A 16,676-nucleotide genomic window follows, 5' to 3' on the forward strand; every position below is an offset into this window, starting at 1 on the left:
TCAGCCTCCTTCCGCGAGCGCGGCCGACAGCCGCGCGATCAGCTCGTCCTCGGACATCGCCGCCAGGTCGTCGCCGGCTCCGTCGAGCACGTCGGTCGCCGGGGCCGGTGCGGTGGTCGCCGGGCTGGTCACCGCGCCCGAAACGGCCGACGCGACGGGCGGGTCGAGCAACGTCAGCAGGTGGTCGGTGAGCGCCGCCGCGTTGGGAAACTCGAACGTGAGCGTCGCCGGCAGGTCCACTCCCAGCGCGCGTTCGAGCCAGCCGCGCAGGCTCAGGGACATCACCGAGTCCATGCCGAGGTCGAAGAAGCCCTGGTGGGGCAGCACGTCCACCCCGGACGCCTCGCCCAGCACCTCGGCCACCGCGTCGAGCACCGCCTCCAGCAGGCGCTCGGACCGCTGCTCGGTCGGCAGCGCCAGCACGACGGCGGCCAGTGGTGCGACCGCCGGCCCCGCCTCCTCCGGTCGGCCGTCGCCCGGCACCGACTCGACGCCCAGCTCGGCCAGGAACGCGCGGTCGGCCCGCTCCCGGCACACCCGCACGTACCGGGGCGCGTCCACGTCCGCCACCGTGACCCGGGTCAGGCCCGCCCGCAGCGCCACCTCGAACGCCTCGCCGACCTCCGCACCGGCCAGTGGACGCAGGCCGCTGTCGACCATCACCATCCGGTCCCGGCGGGACAGCTCGGCCGGATCGTCGACGGGCATGAACCGGACCACCTGCGCGGGCAGACCGGCCCGCTCCCGGGCCGTGGTCACCGCGTCGACCGCGCCCTCGGCGGCGGCCCGCGCGGCCATCCCGGCGGCCCCCCAGACCGCGGCGGCCGCGCCGGTGACGCAGAACAGCGGCGGCGCGAGGTCACGGGTCGCCAGGTCCAGCCGGTGTACGACCTCGGCCCAGCCCATGGCCGACGACACCGCTGCCTCGTCGAGGGTGTCGAGCGGGGCGGCCGGCGCGGACATCCCGACGATCAGCACGCCGCCGAGCGGGGCGCCCAACGCGGCCGGCGTCAGGTCGGCCGCGAGATCCGCCGCCGTGCGGTCGGTCGCCGTGTGGCCTGTCGTCGTGCGGTCGGTCGCCGTATGGCCTGTCGCCCGACGGCCTGCCGCCCGGCGGCCTGCCGAGGTGAGGTCGATGTGTCGCACCTGCACGCCGGCGGCGGCCAGCTCGGCGAGCCGGTCGTCCCCGGAGGATGCGCTGTCCGATGACGTGGGGTCCGATGACGTAGCGCCCGAGGACGGTGAGCCGAGCCGCGCGGCGTCCAGGGGTGTGGCGTCCAGCGGTGTGCTCTGCCCGACGATCAGCCGGCGCAGGCCACGGCGGACGAGCACATCGACGAACGGCCGGCTGGCCGGGTGCAGCGCGTCGGTCACCAGGTACCAGGCGTCCGGGTCACAGTCGATCTCGGGCAACGCGGTCGGCAGCGGGTCCGCCGCCGACAGCCGGGCGGCGTACCAGACTCCGTGGCGCAGGCACAGTTCGTCCTCGGCCGGCCCGGTCCCGGACGCGCGCGTCGCCGTGAGCGCTCCGGCCAGGGCGGCGGCGTCACCGGCAGTCCAACCAGCGTCCCCCTGGCCCGGCCCGTCGCTCGCGTGGCCCGGCCCGTCGCTCGCGTGGCGCGGGGTGGTGCCGAGCAGGTGCGGGTCGACGTCGACCAGACCGCCCCATCCGGGTGCCGCCTCCATGGCGAGCACCCGCCCGGCGGCCCACACCGCCGCCTGGGCCGGGTCGACCTCGCCCACACCGGTCGGCTGGTACGCCCCGGCGGTGACGACGCGCAACCGCCCGGGCGGCACGTCGAGGCCGGCGCGCAGCTGACGGGCCGCCCGCAACACACGCGCCACCAGGACGTCGCCCGACACGCTGCCGGGTGCTGCCGCCGCGACCAGCACGATCCCGTGGTCCGATGGGACATCGGCCCACGGCGACAGGTCGCTCCCGCGCAGGCCGTCGGTCGGCGTGCCGCCGCGGTCGTCGTCGCGGTCGGAGCCGGCGGTCGGCGGCCGCCAGGTCACCTCGACGCCCGCGAGCCGCAGCCCGTCGAGAACCCGCTGGCCCGCCTCGGCGGACGCGTCGGAGAGCGGGACGACGAGCCACCGCCCGGCCGCCTCCGGGGCGGGCGGCACGACCCGACGCCAGCGGACGGTGAACGTACGCGCCGCACAGCGGTCCCGCACGTCGTCGGGCAGGGCGACACCGACGGATCCACTGGCCGTCGCCCCGGGTTGGACACTCGCGCCGTCCTCGGTCGCGGAGGCACCGCGCGTGGCACCGTCGGTCGAGGAGGCCACGTCGGCGGCGGCGCCAGCCGAGGAAGCCACGTTCGCGGCGGCGCCGAACGACGAAGCCACGTTCGCGGCGGCTCCGGCCGGGGCGGTGCCGCGCGGGTCAGCGGTGCCGGCCGGACCGGCCGGTGCCGCGGCCGCGGAGGTCGACCGCTCGGCAACGGACGTCGACTCGCCCACGGAATCCGGTGTGTCCGCCCAGTGCCGGCGGCGCTGCCACGGGTAGCGGGGCAGCACCGCCCGGTACGGGCGACGGCCGAACAGCCGCTCCCAGTGGATGTCGACACCGACCACATGGAGCTGGGCGATGACGTCCAGGAATCCCTCGGGCCGGCCCAGATCCGCCCTAACCGCCAGCAGGTTCGGCTCCCGTCCGGTGGCGACGGCCGCCGCGTCCGGCCCGGCGTCGACAGCGAGCAGCACCCGCTCCCCCGCCGCCGCGAGCGGCGCGGCCAGCGCGTCCCAGCCGGACGCCGCCGACCGCACGGGCACCGGATGTGGACCGGAGACCGGCCCACCCACCGAGGCCAGCCACAGCACGGGTGCCGTCGACGGTTCGGCGGGCGTCGCCGTGGTGACCGTCGTGCCGGCGCGCGCCGCACGGATCGCCTGCGCCCGGTCGAGCACACCCGCCGCGCACGCCGCCGCCAGCTCGCCGACGCCCCTGCCGACGACCGCGTCCGGCCGCAGCCCGTGGGCCTCCCAGACGGCGGTGAGCCCGAACTGGACCGCCAGTACGGCGGCCGGCTCGCCCCGTTCCGCGTCGCCGGCGGCCAGCGCCGTCCGCACCGCGCCACCGTCGTCGAGCGCGTCCACCGTGTCCCGGAAGGCGGGCTCATCGCGATCGAGGGCCCGCCAGTCGACCGGCACCCCGTCCCCGTACAGCAGGACCAGGCGCTCGGCCCCGGCGGACGCCGCGCCCTGGTGCACGCCGCCGCCACCGCCGGACAGCCCCGCGGCGAGGTCGACGATCCCGCGACCGACCACCGCCAACCGGTGCTCCAGGTGGGTACGGCGGGTCGCCGCCGCGTGGCAGATGTCGCCGATCTCCGCGCCGGCCCGCGTGGACAGTGCGTGGGCGAAGCTCTGCCGGGCGGCGGCCAGAGCGCCGTCCCCGGCGGCCGACAGGACCAGGAGGTGAGCCCGGCCGGACCTGATCGCGCCGGCCCGGGAGGACGGTGCGCCGTCCGACGTCAGGTGCCCCTTCTGCGCCGCCGGGGTGACGGGCTCACTGAGCACCACGTGGGCGTTGGTCCCGGTGAACCCGAACGCGCTCACCCCGGCGACCCGGGGTCGCCCAGCGGTGGCCGGCCATGCCGTCGTCGACGTGGTGACCCGGATCGGCAGCCGCGCCCAGTCGACCTGCGGTGTGGGGTGGGTGACGTGCAGGTGCGCGGGAAGCTCGCCGTGGCGCAGCGCCAGCGCGGTCTTGATCAGCCCGGCGATACCGGCGGCCGCCTCCAGGTGGCCGAGGTTGGTCTTGACCGACCCGACCAGCAGCGGCCGGTCCGGCTGCCGCCCGTCGCCGAGTGCCCGGGCGATGGCCCGCAGCTCCACGGCGTCACCGAGCACCGTGCCGGTGCCGTGTGCCTCCAGGTAGTCCACGTCCGACGAGGCGACCCCACCGGCCGCGAGCGCCGTGCGGATCAGCTCCTCCTGTGCCTCGCCGCCGGGCACGGTAAGGCCGCCGCTCGCGCCGTTGTGGTTGACCGCGCTGCCCCGGATCACCGCGTACACCCGGTCGCCGTCCCGCTCGGCCTGCGCGAGCGTCTTGAGCACCACCACGCCGGCGCCCTCGCCGCGCCCGTAGCCGTCGGCGCTGGCGTCGAAGGTCTTGCACCGACCGTCGGGCGACAGCGCACCCGCAGCCGACATGGCCAGGTGCACGGTGGGCCGGACCATCACGTTGACCCCACCGGCGAGCGCGACGTCGGCCTCTCCGGCGCGCAGGCTCTGCACGGCCAGGTGCACCGCGACCAACGAGGACGAGCAGGCCGTGTCGATCGCCAGGCTGGGGCCGCGAACGTCCAGGAAGTACGACAGTCGGCCGGCCGTCCCGCTGAAGGAGTTGCCGGTGCCGTAGTAGAGGTCGACGTCCCGGGCGCGCCGGGTGAGCAGTTGCTGGTAGTCGGTGGTGTTCATGCCGACGAAGACGCCGACGCGGGCGGATCGCCGGTGCTCCAGCGTGACCCCGGCATCCTCGAGCCCTTCCCAGGCCACCTCCAGGAAGAGGCGCTGCTGCGGGTCCATGGCCCGGGCCTCACGGGCCGAGATCCGGAAGAACGCGTTGTCGAACAGGTCGACCCGGTCCAGGAAGCCGCCACGGCGGGTGACCACCGTGCCGGGTGCGCCGGGCCCCGCGCCGAGCAGCGCCTCGGCGTCCCACCGGTCCGCCGGCACGTCACCGGTGGCGTCGACTCCGTCGGACAGCAGCCGCCAGAACTGCTCGGGGCCGTCCGCCCGTGGCAGCCGGCAACCGATGCCCACGATGGCGATCGGCTCGGCCGGCCCGGGTGCCACCGACGCGACGGACCCGGTCACCCCCGACGCGAGCGGCGGTGACTCGACCGGACGCGGTGACTCGACCGGACGCGCCGGCGCGGTCGCCGGTGCCGGCTCGGCAGCGGGTGGCCACCCGGCGGGGATGGCCTCGGCGACGAGGTGGTCGGTGAGGGCGTCGATGGTGGGGTGTTCGATGCCGACGGCAGCGCCGAGGACGGTACCCAGCTCGCGTTCGAGCCGACTGACGAGCGCCACCAGGGCGAGCGAGTCCATTCCCAGCTCGAAGAAGCCGCGCCCGCGCGCCAGGCGTCGGCCGGGTTCGTACCCGAGGGCCTCGGCGGCGGCGTCGTTGACCAGGGCGGCGATCCGGTCCCGCTGCACCGGAGTGCGGGCGCGGGTGCCGGCCCCGTTGGTGGCGTCGCGGCCGCCGATGCCGCCCCCGCCACCGCCGGCACCCACGCCCGCGGCATCCGGACCGCTGGCGGTCGCGCCGTTGGCCGCCGTGGCGGTCGTGCCGATGGCCGCCGAACCTCCGACACCGTCGACACCGGCGCCGTTGGCGGCCGCGCCGCTGCCGCGTCCCGCGCCGACACCCCCGCCGGTGCCGCCGTTGGGCGCGGCAGTCGTCGGCACACCGGCCCCGGTGAGGGTCTGCACGACGGTGCCGTCCGGCGCGATGAGGCGTACCTCGGCACGTAGCTCGCCCAGCGCCACCCCGGCGTCGACAGCCGGCGCGGTGCCGGCGGCGCTCACCTGCGGCGACGGCGCGGCGACGGACTCGGGGGTCGGCAGCCAGTACCGCTCGCCGGTCAGCCGGACCGGCGGCAGTGGCAGGTACCGTCGCCCGTCGCCGTGCACCGCTGCCCAGTCCACCGCGACACCGGCGGTGTACGCCTCAGCGAGAGCCCGGGTCAGGGTCTCCACCGGCGGCTGGCCCCGCACCAGGCTGCCGATCGCCGTGCCCCGACGGGAACGGGCCACGAGTGCGGCCGCCAGCGGCCCGGTCAGCACCGGGTGCGGGCCCAGTTCCAGGAAGACGGCCGGCCGCCGGGACAGCAGCCGGTCGACCGCCGGCCAGAAGAGCACCGGCTCACGCACGTTACGGCCCCAGTAGGCCGGCCCGAACTCCGCGACACCGGCGGGGTCGACGCTGGACAGCATCGGCACGCGCGGCTCGGCCGGCGTCAGCCCGTCGAGCCGGCGCGCCAACTCGTCGCCGTACGCCGCGACCGTCGGACTGTGGAACGCGTAGTCGCCGGCCAGCGGCACGCACCGCACCCCGGCGGCGCTCAGGTCGGCCAGCAGCCGATCCACGGCCGCCGCAGGGCCGGCGACCACGACCGAGCGCGGCCCGTTGACCGCGGCGATCACGACCTCGGCGTACCGCTCGACGGCGGCGGTCACCTCGTCGGCGGAGAGCGCGACGGCGGCCATCCGACCGCTGCCGGACGCCGGCTGGAGCAGTTCCCCGCGCAGCACGATGACCCGCAGCGCGTCTTCCAGCGGCAGCGCGCCGGCCGCGCAGGCCGCGGCAACCTCACCCATGCTGTGGCCGACGACCGTGTCCGGCGGGACACCCCACCGAGCCCAGAGCCGGGAGAGCCCGATCTGGATCGCGAAGATCGCCGGTTGGGCGAACCGGGTGTCGGACAACCGGCTGCCGGTACGGCGACCCAACTCCTCCAGCAGCGACCACCCGGCGATCTGCCGCGTCAACGCGTCGCACTCGTCGAGGGTGGCGCGCATGGTCGGGTCGGCGCGGTAGAGGTCGAGGCCCATGCCCGGGTACTGCGAACCCTGGCCGGAGAAGACCTGCACCACGTACGCCGGACCGTCGTGCAGCAGCTCGCCGCTGACCGTACGGGCGGACCGCTCGCCGTGCTGATGACCGGTCAACGCGGCGCGCAGGTCGGCGGCGTTCGCGCCGGTCACCGCGAGCCGGTGCGTGTGGTGACTGCGCCGGGCGGCGGCGCTGAACAGCAGGTCACCGAACTGGTCGGGCTCCGCCGTCGCGGGGTCGTCGAGCAGGTGCGCGTGCCGCGTGACCTGGTCCGCCAGGGCCGGCTCGGAGGGGCCGGACAGCACCAGCACCGGCCAGGAGACGGGTGCCGACGGCTGCGCGGCGCGCTGCTCACCGGGGGCGGCGAGCACGACGTGGACGTTGCTGCCGGACAGACCGAACGCGCTGACGCCGGTGAGGCGGTGGGGATCGGGGCGCAGCGCCGTACGGGTGGTGGGGACCACCAGCCCGGAGCCGGACCAGCCGAACCGTGGCGTCGGCTGGGCCACCTTGATCTGCGGCGGCACCACCCCGGTGCGCGCGACCAGCAGGGCCTTGAGCAGGCCGAGGATGCCGGCGGCGGAGTCGAGGTGGCCGAAGTTGGCCTTGTGCGAGCCGACGAGCAGTGGGCGCCCCGGGGCACGCTCGGGCCCGAAGACGGCGGCCAGCGCGCTGAGCTCGATCGGGTCGCCCAGCGGGGTGCCGGTGCTGTGCGCCTCGACGTACTCGATGTCCGCGGCCGACACGTCGGCGTCGCGGAGCGCGTCGCGCAGCAGCTGCTCCTGGGCGACTGCGTTGGGCGCGGTCAGGCCGGCGCTGCGGCCGTCGTGGTTCGTCGCGCTTCCCTTGATCACGCCCCAGATCCGGTCGCCGTCGGCGACGGCGTCCGCGTACCTCTTGAGGACGACCACGGCGCCGCCCTCGCCGCGCACCACGCCGTCGGCGTCCGCGTCGAACGGGCGGCAGAGCCCCTGCGGTGACAGCGCCTGGATGCGTCGCATGTAGAGGGTCAGCTCCGGGCCGACCATCAGGTTGACCCCGCCGGCCAGCGCGGTGTCGCAGTCCCCCGCCGCCAGCGCACGCGCGGCGAGGTGCACCGCCAGCAGCGACGACGCGCAGGCGGCGGTCAGCGTCATGCACGGCCCGTTCAGGCCGAAGGTGTACGCCACCCGACCCGAGCCGAAACTGAACTCCTTGCCGCTGGCGTAGTGCGACCCGACGTGGTCGACACCGAGGGTGCGGGCGTGCAGCACGGCGTAGTCCATCGCCAGGATGCCGAAGTAGACCCCGGTGTTGCTGCCGGCCCAGGCCGGCAGCGGCACGCCGCTGTGCTCCATGGCACGCCAGGCGAGGGTCAGCAGGAGACGCTGTTGCGGGTCCATCTCGCGCGCCTCGTGCGGCGAGACGCCGAAGAACTCGGCGTCGAACAGGTCGATGTCGGGCAGGAACCCGCCCACCCCGACCGTCTCGAGCGAGGCGGCGCCGGGCCGCCCGGGCGGAACGCGGCCGGTGACGTCACGACCCTCGTCCAGGACGCGCCACAGCGAGTCGAGGTCGTCCACACCGCCGGGGAACCGGCAACCGACGCCTACCACCGCGATGTCGGTGGCACCTGCCCTGGAGGGCGAGCGACGGTCGCGGCGCATCCCCACGGCACCCCCCACGTGCATCCGTCCGGTGAACTGCAGCAGCCATTCCCCGCCTGATGATTTCCCTGTACGTTGAAGTACATCGGACGAGAAGCGAGATGTCAATGCTGATAGATCACGTCCTGGTTGCCGAAGAAGGCCGGGAGAACGGCCGTTCAGGCCCACCCTCAGTGACGGTGTTCGGCTTTCCGGCCGCCGGTGGTTCGGCGTCGCATTTCACCAGGTGGAGGCGGTGGCTTCCGGCCGGGGTGGCGGTGCGGCCGGTGGAGCTGCCCGGGCACGGCGCACGCCGGCAGGAGCCGGCGATCGACGACTGGCCCCGGCTGGTGGCCGCCGGGTGCGACGCGGTGCGCGGCCGCCTGTCGGGTCCGTACGCCCTGGCCGGGCACAGCTTCGGCGCGCTGCTGGCGTACGAGGTGGCGGCGACGCTGGCGCGCACCGGCCCGGCCCCCGAACTGGTGATCGCCGCCGGCCGCAACGGACCCACCACCGGTCTCGCCCACCGCCCCCTGCACGCGTTGGACGACGACCGGTTGATCGAGTCGCTGGGGCGTCTCGGCGGCACCCCGGCCGAGGTCCTCGCCGAACCGGCGTTGATGCGGCTCGCCCTGCCGGTGCTGCGGACCGACCTGCGGTTGGCGGAGACCTACGCCCGCCCACCCCGGGCGGCGTTGGGGTGTCCGATCCTCGCCGTGGTGGGTCGCCACGATCGGATGGCCGACGCGGCGGGCGCGCTGGCCTGGCAGCAGGAGACGGTCGAGCGCTTCGACCTGACCGTCGTCGACGGCGGGCACTTCATCCTCGACCATCCGCAGGTCATCGACGCGGTGACGGCGCGAATGAGCGAGCTGCTTCGGCGGGTGGGTCGACCCGGGGCCGGTACCACCAACGGTTGACCCGCCCGGCCACCACCACCGCCAGCACCGCGAGAGCCGTACCGGCCAGCACATCGACGGCGTAGTGCTTGCGCAGGTACAGCGTGGACAGCAGCAATCCCAGGCCGATCGGCAGGTACCACCAGAACAGCCGACGGGCGTCGCGCCACAGGTAGACCATCAGCACCACCGTCATGGCGGTGTGCAGGCTGGGGAAGAGATCCCGTGCCGGGCCCTGGACGGCGGTGATGGCGTCCAGCGCGCCGCCGATCGATCCCTCGTGGCCGGGCAGCGGGTCGGCGTAGACGTCGGTCTGGTAGATGTGCGGACCCACCCCCGGCACCAGCACGTAGCCGGAGTAGCCGACGACCGCGGTGATCGAGATCGCGAGCGCGAAGTCGTGGTACTCGCGCACGTGGCCCCGCAGGTACGAGAAGATGGCGTACGCCCCCTGGGACAGGCCGTAGCTCAGGTAGCAGATCGCCATGAACAACGTCAGCGCGGGTGAGCCGAGGGTGTCGTTGAGCCAACGGCTGACGTCGCCGCCGAAGACGGCCCGGTCGAACTCGATCAACGCGGGATCGACGAGTGGGAAGTCGAGTTCGGGGGTGATGGTCCGCAGACTCGAGTAGATCACCAGGCAGGACAGGAACGGCAGCGCCGTCCTGGCCACCCCGCCGACGATCCTGGCCACCCGCGCCGGGCCGCCCGCCGACGCCGCGTCGAGCGCCAGGGCGCCCGGCGCCACGGTACGCCTGCGGCGCGCCAGCGCGAACCCGGCGACCAACGCGCCGACCAGCACGGCCGACACGGCGATCAGCGCCCAGGAGAGCGCGCCGGTGACCAGGGCGAGCCCGGCGACGAGCGTGAGGGCCACCGCGAAGAGGCACTCCTCCGGCCACAGCAGCGGGGCACGCCGGCTGTCGCCCCGGTCCCGTGTGACTGCCACGGGCCGGGGCGTGCCGACGGTCATTCCGTCTCGCCCGACGAGGGTGCGGACCGCCAGAGGACCGGGCAGAATTGCGGGTCGCTGTAGTCGGGCAGACCCGCCTCGTTCCGCCGTACCAGGGAATCGTGGTTGTAGACGACGAGGTCGCCGTCCGAGCGGTGGAACCGCCGGTACCGGTTGTCACCGTCCTGCAGGTGCAGCGAGATGGCCCGCCGGGGGCGCGGACTGCGGTTGGCGCCACTGCCGTGGTACGTGCGGCAGTGGTGGAAGCTCATGTGCCCCTTGGGGATGTGCATGGGGATCTTGTTGACCTGAGCGCCGTTGTACTCGGCATTGCTGACGAGCAGTTCCTCCAGCTCGGAACGGTCCCGCTCGGCGAAGTGCCGGGTGGTCTTGTCGTCGCCGCCGACCTCCTTCCAGGTGTGGCTGCCGTCGACCATGGTGATCGTGCCCATCTCCTCGGTGCACTCGTGCATCGGGATGAAGGCGGTCAGCATCCGCTCGGAGGTACAGCTCTGCCAGTAGTGCCGGTCGAAGTGCCACGGCACGATGTTGGTCGGCTCGCCGGGGCTCGGCGGCTTGAGGATCAGGGTGCTCTGGAACACCCGGATCTCGGCCGCCTCCGCGAGCCGCGCCGCGACCGCGCCGATGATCGGCTTACGCAGGATGGCGGCGATCTCGTCGCTCTCGTAGTGCACGTAGTCGTTGTGCCGCTGCACCTCGCCGTGTTCCGGCTCCCAGTAGGCCAGCTTCGCCGGCCGCCGGGGCAACCGCCGGTCGCGGTGCCCCGCGTAGAACCGCTCGCTGGCCTCGACGAGCGTGTCCACCTCGTCGTCGGTGAGCAGCTTCTTGCTGAGGTACCAGCCCCGCTCGGCGTACGACCGGACGTCCTCGTCGGTGGGCAGCGCGGCCCGCTCCTCGTCGGTCAGCGTGAATTCCGTCGTTGTCATCGCGCCCCTCTCATCGTTGATCCGTTGTGGTGACCGCCGCCGGGTCCGCCTCCCGCACCCGCGCCGTGCTGGGCGGGCCGAACATCAGGCTGACGTTGTGCCCGCCGAACGCGAAGGAGTTGGACAGGACCGCGCGGGGCCGGACCGGGCGGGCCTGACCCCGCACGTGGTCGAGGTCGCAGGCCGGGTCCGGATCGTCCAGGTTGTGGGTCGGCGGCAGCATCCCGTAGGTGACCGCCAGGGCGGTCGCCGCCGCCTCGACGGCCCCGGCGCTGCCCAGCAGGTGCCCGGTCACGCCCTTGGTGGAGCTGACCGCCGGTGCGTGCGAACCGAACGCGGTGTGGACGGCACGGCTCTCGGCCACGTCGCCCCGCTTGGTGCTCGTACCGTGGGCGTTGATGTAGTCGACGTCGGTGGGCGCGACGCCGGCGTCGGCGACCGCCCGGCGCATGCTCTGCGCGGCGCCGGCGCCGTCCGCCCGCGGCGACGTGGGGTGGAAGGCGTCGGTGGTGGCACCCCACCCGATGATGTCGGCGTAGCCGGCGGCCCCCCGCGCGTCCGCGTGCTCGGTCCGCTCGACCACCATGATCCCGGCGCCCTCGCCGAGCACGAACCCGTTGCGTCGCCGGTCGAACGGGCGGCTCGCCTGCGTCGGGTCGGACCAGCCGGTGGCGAGCGCCCGCGCGTTGGCGAAGCCGGCGGTGCCGGTCGGCCCGAGCGGCGACTCGGCCCCGCCGCACACGACCACGTCCGCGTCACCGGACCGGATGAGCCGCAGCGCCTCCGCCACCGCGTGGGCGCTGGCCGCGCAGGCGGTCGCAATGCACGAGCTGTAGCCCTGGATGCCGTACCTGATGGCGATGCGGGCGGCCGCCATGTTGGGCAGAAAACCCGGATAGAGGTACGCGCTCACGGCGGTACGGCCCCGCGCCTCGCGGGCCTTGGCCTGCGCCTCGTACGTGGTGAGGCCGCCCGCGCCGCTGGAGACGACGACGGCGACCCGCAGCGGGTCGACGTCACGGCCGACCTCCAGGCCGGCGTCGCGCATCGCGTCGTCGGCGGCGGCCAGGCCCATGACCAGGAACCGATCGGCGGCCAGCACCTCGTTGGCCGGCAGCACGGTGGTGGGGTCGATGTCCGGGGCGATCCCGACCACCTCCGTGGCGGCGGCCGCGCCGTGCCCCTCGGGCGGGCGCACCAGCCCGGAGCGCCCGGTGCAGATCGCCGCGAAGAAGTCCGACACGCCCCGCCCGACGGGCGTCACCAGCCCCATGCCGGTGATGGTGGCCGAGGGTCGGGTCGATCCGGTCATGTCAACCGCCTTGTCCGCCGCCGGTCGGCGGCCTGGTCGTCTCGTGGTCGGGCGTGAGCAACAGGGCCGTCGCGCCGGAGGGTCTGGCCGGGTCGGTGTCGTGCTCGACGACGATCACCAGCGCCTCCGCCGCGTCCCCGTCGGCGAACAGGCCCTCGGCCACCGCCCGGCCCTCACCGACCGGGTCACCGGCCGGGCTGAGACACACGACCGGTCCGGTCAGGGCCCACTCGGTGGCGACGTGGCCGAGGACCGAGTTCGGTACGGACTGGAAGAAGTACATCGGCGACACCCGCCGGCCGGCGTCCACCTCCCCCGCGATGGCCGCCGCGGTGGCCTGGTCGGCGTACGCGCTGACCAGCACGACGGCGGTCGGCCCGGCCGGCCCCGTACCGGTGCGCCGACGCAGACAGCGACCGGCGACGGCCACCACGAGCGGGGGGAACGGCGAGGCGACGAACCCGCGGACCGCGGGCGGCCGGCCGGCGTCACCCGGTTCGGGCCACGCCGCGCGGGCCAGCTCACGGACCGCGCCGCCGGCGGTGTCGAGGTCTGTCACGCCGCCCCCAGCACCAGCGCGGTGTTCGCCCCGCCGAAGGCGAAATTGCAGCTCAGGGCCCACCGACCCCGCATCGGGCCGGGCTCGCGCACCACCGGTACCGGGCACTGCGGGTCCGCCTCGACGAAGCCGGCGTTGACCGGCAGCCGGCCGGCGTCGAGGGCCAGCGCGGTCACCGCGAACTCCAGCAGGCCGGACGCCTCCAGGGCGTGCCCGTGCACGGACTTGGTCGAGCTCACCGGTACCGATCCCGCCGCCGCGCCGAGGCCGGCGCGCAACGCGCTGCTCTCGGCCGCGTCGGCGCGGGTGGTGCCGGTGCCGTTGGCGTTGACGTACGCCAACTCCTCCGGCGGCACACCGGCCCGGGCCAGCCCGGCCCGGATGGCCGACGCCATCCCCGCGCCACCCGGATCGGGCTGGCAGACGTGGTAGGCGTCGCCGGCCCGGGCCCAACCGGCCAGCCGGGACCGCACCCGAGCGCCCCGCCCCTGGGCGCCGGCCGCCGACTCCAGCACCACGGCGACGACCGCGTCGCCCAGCAGCATGCCGCGCCGGCCGTTGCTGAACGGGCGTACGGCGCCGTCGTCGGCCAGCGCCCGGCCGGCGTCGAAGAGGGCCTGGTGGTCGGCGTCGACCAGGAAGCCCCCGGCCACCACGGCACGGTCGCACCGACCCCGGGCGATCATCGAGGCCGCCTCGGCCAGCGCGGTGCTGCCCGCCACGCAGGCCGACGTGTAGACCCGCGCGACACCCGAGAGCCCGGTTCGCCGGGCCACGGTGGCGGCCAGCTCGGCCGGTCCGTTGCCCGACCCTCCGGCGCGGACCACGCTGGTGCCCGTGCCGGTGGCGAAGAAGAGCGGGCACCCGGCGCGGAGGCCCGCCAACCCGGCGTCGTCGCAGGCGTCCGCGACGACGGCGACCACCTCGGCGGTCAGGTCACCGGTGCCGGCGAGGGTCGCCGCCGCGCGTACCCGGCTGCGGCCCGGGTCGAAGCGACGGACCTCGCCGAACGCGGGCTTCCCGGCGAGCACCGCCGTCAACAGCGGCGCGGGGCCGCGGCCGTGCGCCGTCAGGAGACCCAGTCCGGTGACCACGACAGTCGAGTGGGTCACTCCGACTCCGCAGCCGTCAGGGTGAGGCGACCGAGGATCTCCGCCGCACCGGTCACCGTGGACATGGCGGCCAGTTCGTCGTCGTCGAGGTCGAGGTCGAGGCCGTAACGCCGCTCTATCTCGTAGACCAGCCGGGCGAGCTCCAGCGAGTCGATGCGCTCACGCGAGGCGTCGACCGTCCGGTAGCCCACATCGGCGAGGATCGACAGGATCTCGTCGCGGCGATCGCTGTCGCCCACCGTCACTCCGCCGCGGCGGCCGGTGCGACGGGGGCGCTCCGCGCCGGCTCCGCGCGCCCGGCCACCTCGGCGGCGAACCGGTCGAGGGTGTAGTCGGCCAGCTTCTCCAACTCCTCGTCGGTGAACTTGACGCCGAAGGTGTCCTCGACCCGGACGGCGAGTTCGGCGACGGCCAGCGACTCCAGGTCGAGGCCGGCGGGGCCGAGCACCGTGTCGCCGGTGACGTCGTCGACGTCGTAGTTCATCTGGGCCAGCGCATCGACGATGGACTGGCGAACCTCATCTGACATTGCTTGACTCCTCCCATGGAATGGGTCGTGGTGCGGATTGCGACGATCACCGGCGACCCCAGGGACCGGGCGTCGGAGCATCTGGTCAGCACCGCTGCTGACCTGCTCGGCGTGCCGGCCGCCGAGGTTGGCGTGGCACGGGACCAGACCGGCCGGCCGAGGCTCACCGGCGCGGCGCGCGGGTTGCACGCGAGCATCAGCCACGGACGCGCCGTGGTGGCGGTGGCCGTCTCCGCGGTGACACCGGTCGGCGTGGACGTCGAGCGCGAACGCGCGCTGCCCGGCGCGGCGCTGGCCCGGCGCTGGATGGCGCCGGCCGACGCCGACTGGCTGACCGACCAGCCGGAGTCGCTGCACACCAGCGCGTTCCTCTGGCTGTGGACCCAGAAGGAGGCCATCGGCAAGGCGCGCGGCACGGGCCTGCGCGGCGGCGGCCTCCGGCAACCGCTGCTGCTGCCGACCGTCTGGCCGGACCCGCCCGGGTCGCTGCCGATGCGCCCGGTGCCCGGCAGCCGGACCGAGGTGGCCTGCGGCACCCTCCCCGGCGGCCTGGTGCTGGCCGTCGCCGGGCAGGACCGACCGCGCCAGGTCGCCACCGACGGCATCCGGCTGCTCGTCGACCCACCGCCGGCGACCGCGCCGTGACGGCCGTTCACTGGCCGCGCCACACCCGTCCCGTCTCGGGGCGTCATCACGGCGTCGGCTCGGCCGACGCGCTGCGCAACACCGCCACGTCGCGGACCAGCTTGCCGCTGGACGTACGCGGCAGCCGTTCCAGGATCTGCCAGCGCAGCGGTCGCTTGTACGCGGCCAGGACGTCCTCCAACGCGGCGTCCAACTCCGCCCCGGTCAACGGCTTGTCGACGGCCGTGTACGCCTCGATGGCCCCGCCGTCGAACGTCACCACCGCCTCGGTGACGCCGGGCAGGTCGAGGATGGCCTGTTCGACCTCGGTGAGGTCGACCTTGAGGCCCCCGATGGACACCTGCGAGTCGAGGCGACCGCGGATGGTGACCAGCCCGGTGACCGGGTCGATGGTGGCCGCGTCCCGGGTGCGCAGCCAGCCGTCGGACCAACGACTCTCGTCGACGAGCCCCACGTACGGGGTGACGGGCCGGCGGACCTGAAGCTCACCGTCGACGACCCGTACCTCGATCCCGGGCGCCGGGCGCACCCCGGGCCGGTGCACGCCGAACAGGTCGGTGGCGATGACGCCGACCTCGGTCATCCCGTACATGTTGCCCAGCACGGTGTCGTAGCACTCCGCGAAGCGCTCCGGAACGCCGGGCCGGACCAGCTCGCCCGCCGTGGTCATCCGCACGAACTGCGGCAACGGCCCAGCGGGACGGCCGGCCATCAGCATCTCGAGGTGCACGGGCACGCCGATCACCGTGGTCGGCGTGGCCTCTCCGGCGATGACGCCCAACACGCCGCCCACCGTCATCCGCTCCGGCAGGGTGAGCGTGACCCGGGCGTGCAGGGCGTAGAGCAGGCCGCCGACCAGACCCAGCACGTGCGCCATCGACGCGAGCAGCACGAGCCGCTCGCCGGGCCGGGGCACCCCGTCGGTGAGCGTGTACCGCTCGATCTCGGCGACCAGGTCGTCGACGGTGCGGCCGATGACTTTCGACGGGCCGGTGGACCCGGAGCTGAGCTGGATGAGCGCGTGCGGTGTCGACGCCGGACGCCCGGCCGGACGCGCGACGACCGTCTCGTCGACGGTGACGAAGCCGCGCAGCGGCGGGAGCACGGTGTCCACGGGCTGGACGAGGAACTGCGCGCCGACGCGTTCGAGCGCCCGCTCGACCTCGCCGCGCGACAGCCGGTGGTCGAGCAGCGTCACCTGGGCGCCGATCCGCCAGGCGGCGAGCAGGTTGGCCACGTACGCCAGCGACGAGGGCAGTCGGAGCGCGATCGCTCCGCCCGGGCGCAGCCCGGCGTCGGTGAGCCGGGCCTGCCGGGAGGCCACCTCGGCGCGCAGCTGCGCCCGGGTGACCGGCGCACCGAGGACGAGGCAGGTCTCGTTGCCCGGGCCCGCCAGCAGGACGTCGTCGACCCAGCCGGTGCCGTGCGCGGGCAGATCGTGCCGCACCGCCGCCAGCGGCGAATCTATAGTGGACACAGGGCCTCCACGCTGCTCGAACGGCGGGCCGGCTCGACTCGACGGGTATGT

11 protein-coding genes are annotated in these 16,676 nt (G+C 74.9%); 2 read left to right on the forward strand and 9 right to left on the reverse strand.

The genetic code is table 11. The annotated features are described in order from the left end of the window. A complete protein-coding gene (locus tag ACN263_RS17905) occupies positions 1–8,214 on the reverse strand; it encodes a beta-ketoacyl synthase N-terminal-like domain-containing protein (RefSeq protein WP_422735496.1) in 8,214 nt (2,737 codons plus the stop codon). 179 nt (positions 8,215–8,393) lie between these two features. On the opposite strand from ACN263_RS17905, the gene ACN263_RS17910 reads away from it, so the two are divergent. Then, on the forward strand, positions 8,394–9,113 hold the full coding sequence (locus tag ACN263_RS17910) for a thioesterase II family protein (RefSeq protein WP_422735498.1): 720 nt from the start codon (positions 8,394–8,396) through the stop codon (positions 9,111–9,113). On the opposite strand, the gene ACN263_RS17915 is transcribed toward ACN263_RS17910, so the two are convergent. From ACN263_RS17915 to ACN263_RS17945, 7 genes are read right to left on the reverse strand one after another with little or no spacing between them, the layout of a single operon-like run. Further along, a complete protein-coding gene (locus tag ACN263_RS17915) occupies positions 9,034–10,041 on the reverse strand; it encodes a phosphatase PAP2 family protein (RefSeq protein WP_422735500.1) in 1,008 nt (335 codons plus the stop codon). The two genes, ACN263_RS17910 and ACN263_RS17915, sit on opposite strands and share 80 nt — an antisense overlap. A 20-nt stretch (positions 10,042–10,061) precedes the next feature. Then, complete coding sequence (locus tag ACN263_RS17920; RefSeq protein WP_422735501.1) at positions 10,062–10,991, reverse strand: phytanoyl-CoA dioxygenase family protein; 930 nt, start codon at positions 10,989–10,991, stop codon at positions 10,062–10,064. A 10-nt stretch (positions 10,992–11,001) separates the two neighbouring features. After that, a complete protein-coding gene (locus ACN263_RS17925) occupies positions 11,002–12,303 on the reverse strand; it encodes a beta-ketoacyl-[acyl-carrier-protein] synthase family protein (RefSeq protein ID WP_422735502.1) in 1,302 nt (433 codons plus the stop codon). A 1-nt stretch (position 12,304) separates the two neighbouring features. Beyond that, positions 12,305–12,862: a beta-ketoacyl synthase chain length factor gene (locus ACN263_RS17930; RefSeq protein ID WP_422735503.1), complete on the reverse strand. Its 558-nt coding sequence runs from the start codon at positions 12,860–12,862 to the stop codon at positions 12,305–12,307. Next, positions 12,859–13,974 carry a beta-ketoacyl synthase N-terminal-like domain-containing protein gene (locus tag ACN263_RS17935; RefSeq protein WP_422735504.1) on the reverse strand — a complete coding sequence of 372 codons (1,116 nt, stop codon included), beginning with the start codon at positions 13,972–13,974 and terminating at the stop codon, positions 12,859–12,861. Before ACN263_RS17935 ends, ACN263_RS17930 begins: the two co-directional genes overlap by 4 nt. After that, complete coding sequence (locus ACN263_RS17940; protein ID WP_421471758.1) at positions 13,971–14,213, reverse strand: hypothetical protein; 243 nt, start codon at positions 14,211–14,213, stop codon at positions 13,971–13,973. Before ACN263_RS17940 ends, ACN263_RS17935 begins: the two co-directional genes overlap by 4 nt. A 2-nt stretch (positions 14,214–14,215) precedes the next feature. Further along, positions 14,216–14,503 carry an acyl carrier protein gene (locus ACN263_RS17945; RefSeq protein WP_422735505.1) on the reverse strand — a complete coding sequence of 96 codons (288 nt, stop codon included), beginning with the start codon at positions 14,501–14,503 and terminating at the stop codon, positions 14,216–14,218. Between the two features lie 15 nt (positions 14,504–14,518). Here ACN263_RS17945 and ACN263_RS17950 point away from each other — a divergent pair, with 15 nt between their 5' ends. Then, complete coding sequence (locus ACN263_RS17950) at positions 14,519–15,148, forward strand: 4'-phosphopantetheinyl transferase family protein (protein ID WP_422735506.1); 630 nt, start codon at positions 14,519–14,521, stop codon at positions 15,146–15,148. Positions 15,149–15,194: 46 nt separating this feature from the next. Here ACN263_RS17950 and ACN263_RS17955 read toward each other — a convergent pair whose 3' ends face one another. Then, positions 15,195–16,616, reverse strand: coding sequence for a class I adenylate-forming enzyme family protein (locus ACN263_RS17955; protein WP_422740733.1), 1,422 nt, complete (start codon positions 16,614–16,616; stop codon positions 15,195–15,197). Positions 16,617–16,676 lie beyond the last annotated feature (60 nt).

Source organism: Micromonospora sp. WMMD729, assembly GCF_049315225.1.
Classification (GTDB): Bacteria; Actinomycetota; Actinomycetes; order Mycobacteriales; family Micromonosporaceae; genus Micromonospora.

What these genes read in the sequence shown, in the direction of transcription:
- ACN263_RS17920 (WP_422735501.1), bottom strand. Translation starts at nt 10,991, where the DNA reads ATGACAACGACGGAATTCACGCTGACCGACGAGGAGCGGGCCGCGCTG.
- ACN263_RS17905 (WP_422735496.1), bottom strand. Translation starts at nt 8,214, where the DNA reads ATGCGCCGCGACCGTCGCTCGCCCTCCAGGGCAGGTGCCACCGACATC.
- ACN263_RS17945 (WP_422735505.1), bottom strand. Translation starts at nt 14,503, where the DNA reads ATGTCAGATGAGGTTCGCCAGTCCATCGTCGATGCGCTGGCCCAGATG.
- ACN263_RS17950 (WP_422735506.1), top strand. Translation starts at nt 14,519, where the DNA reads ATGGAATGGGTCGTGGTGCGGATTGCGACGATCACCGGCGACCCCAGG.
- ACN263_RS17925 (WP_422735502.1), bottom strand. Translation starts at nt 12,303, where the DNA reads ATGACCGGATCGACCCGACCCTCGGCCACCATCACCGGCATGGGGCTG.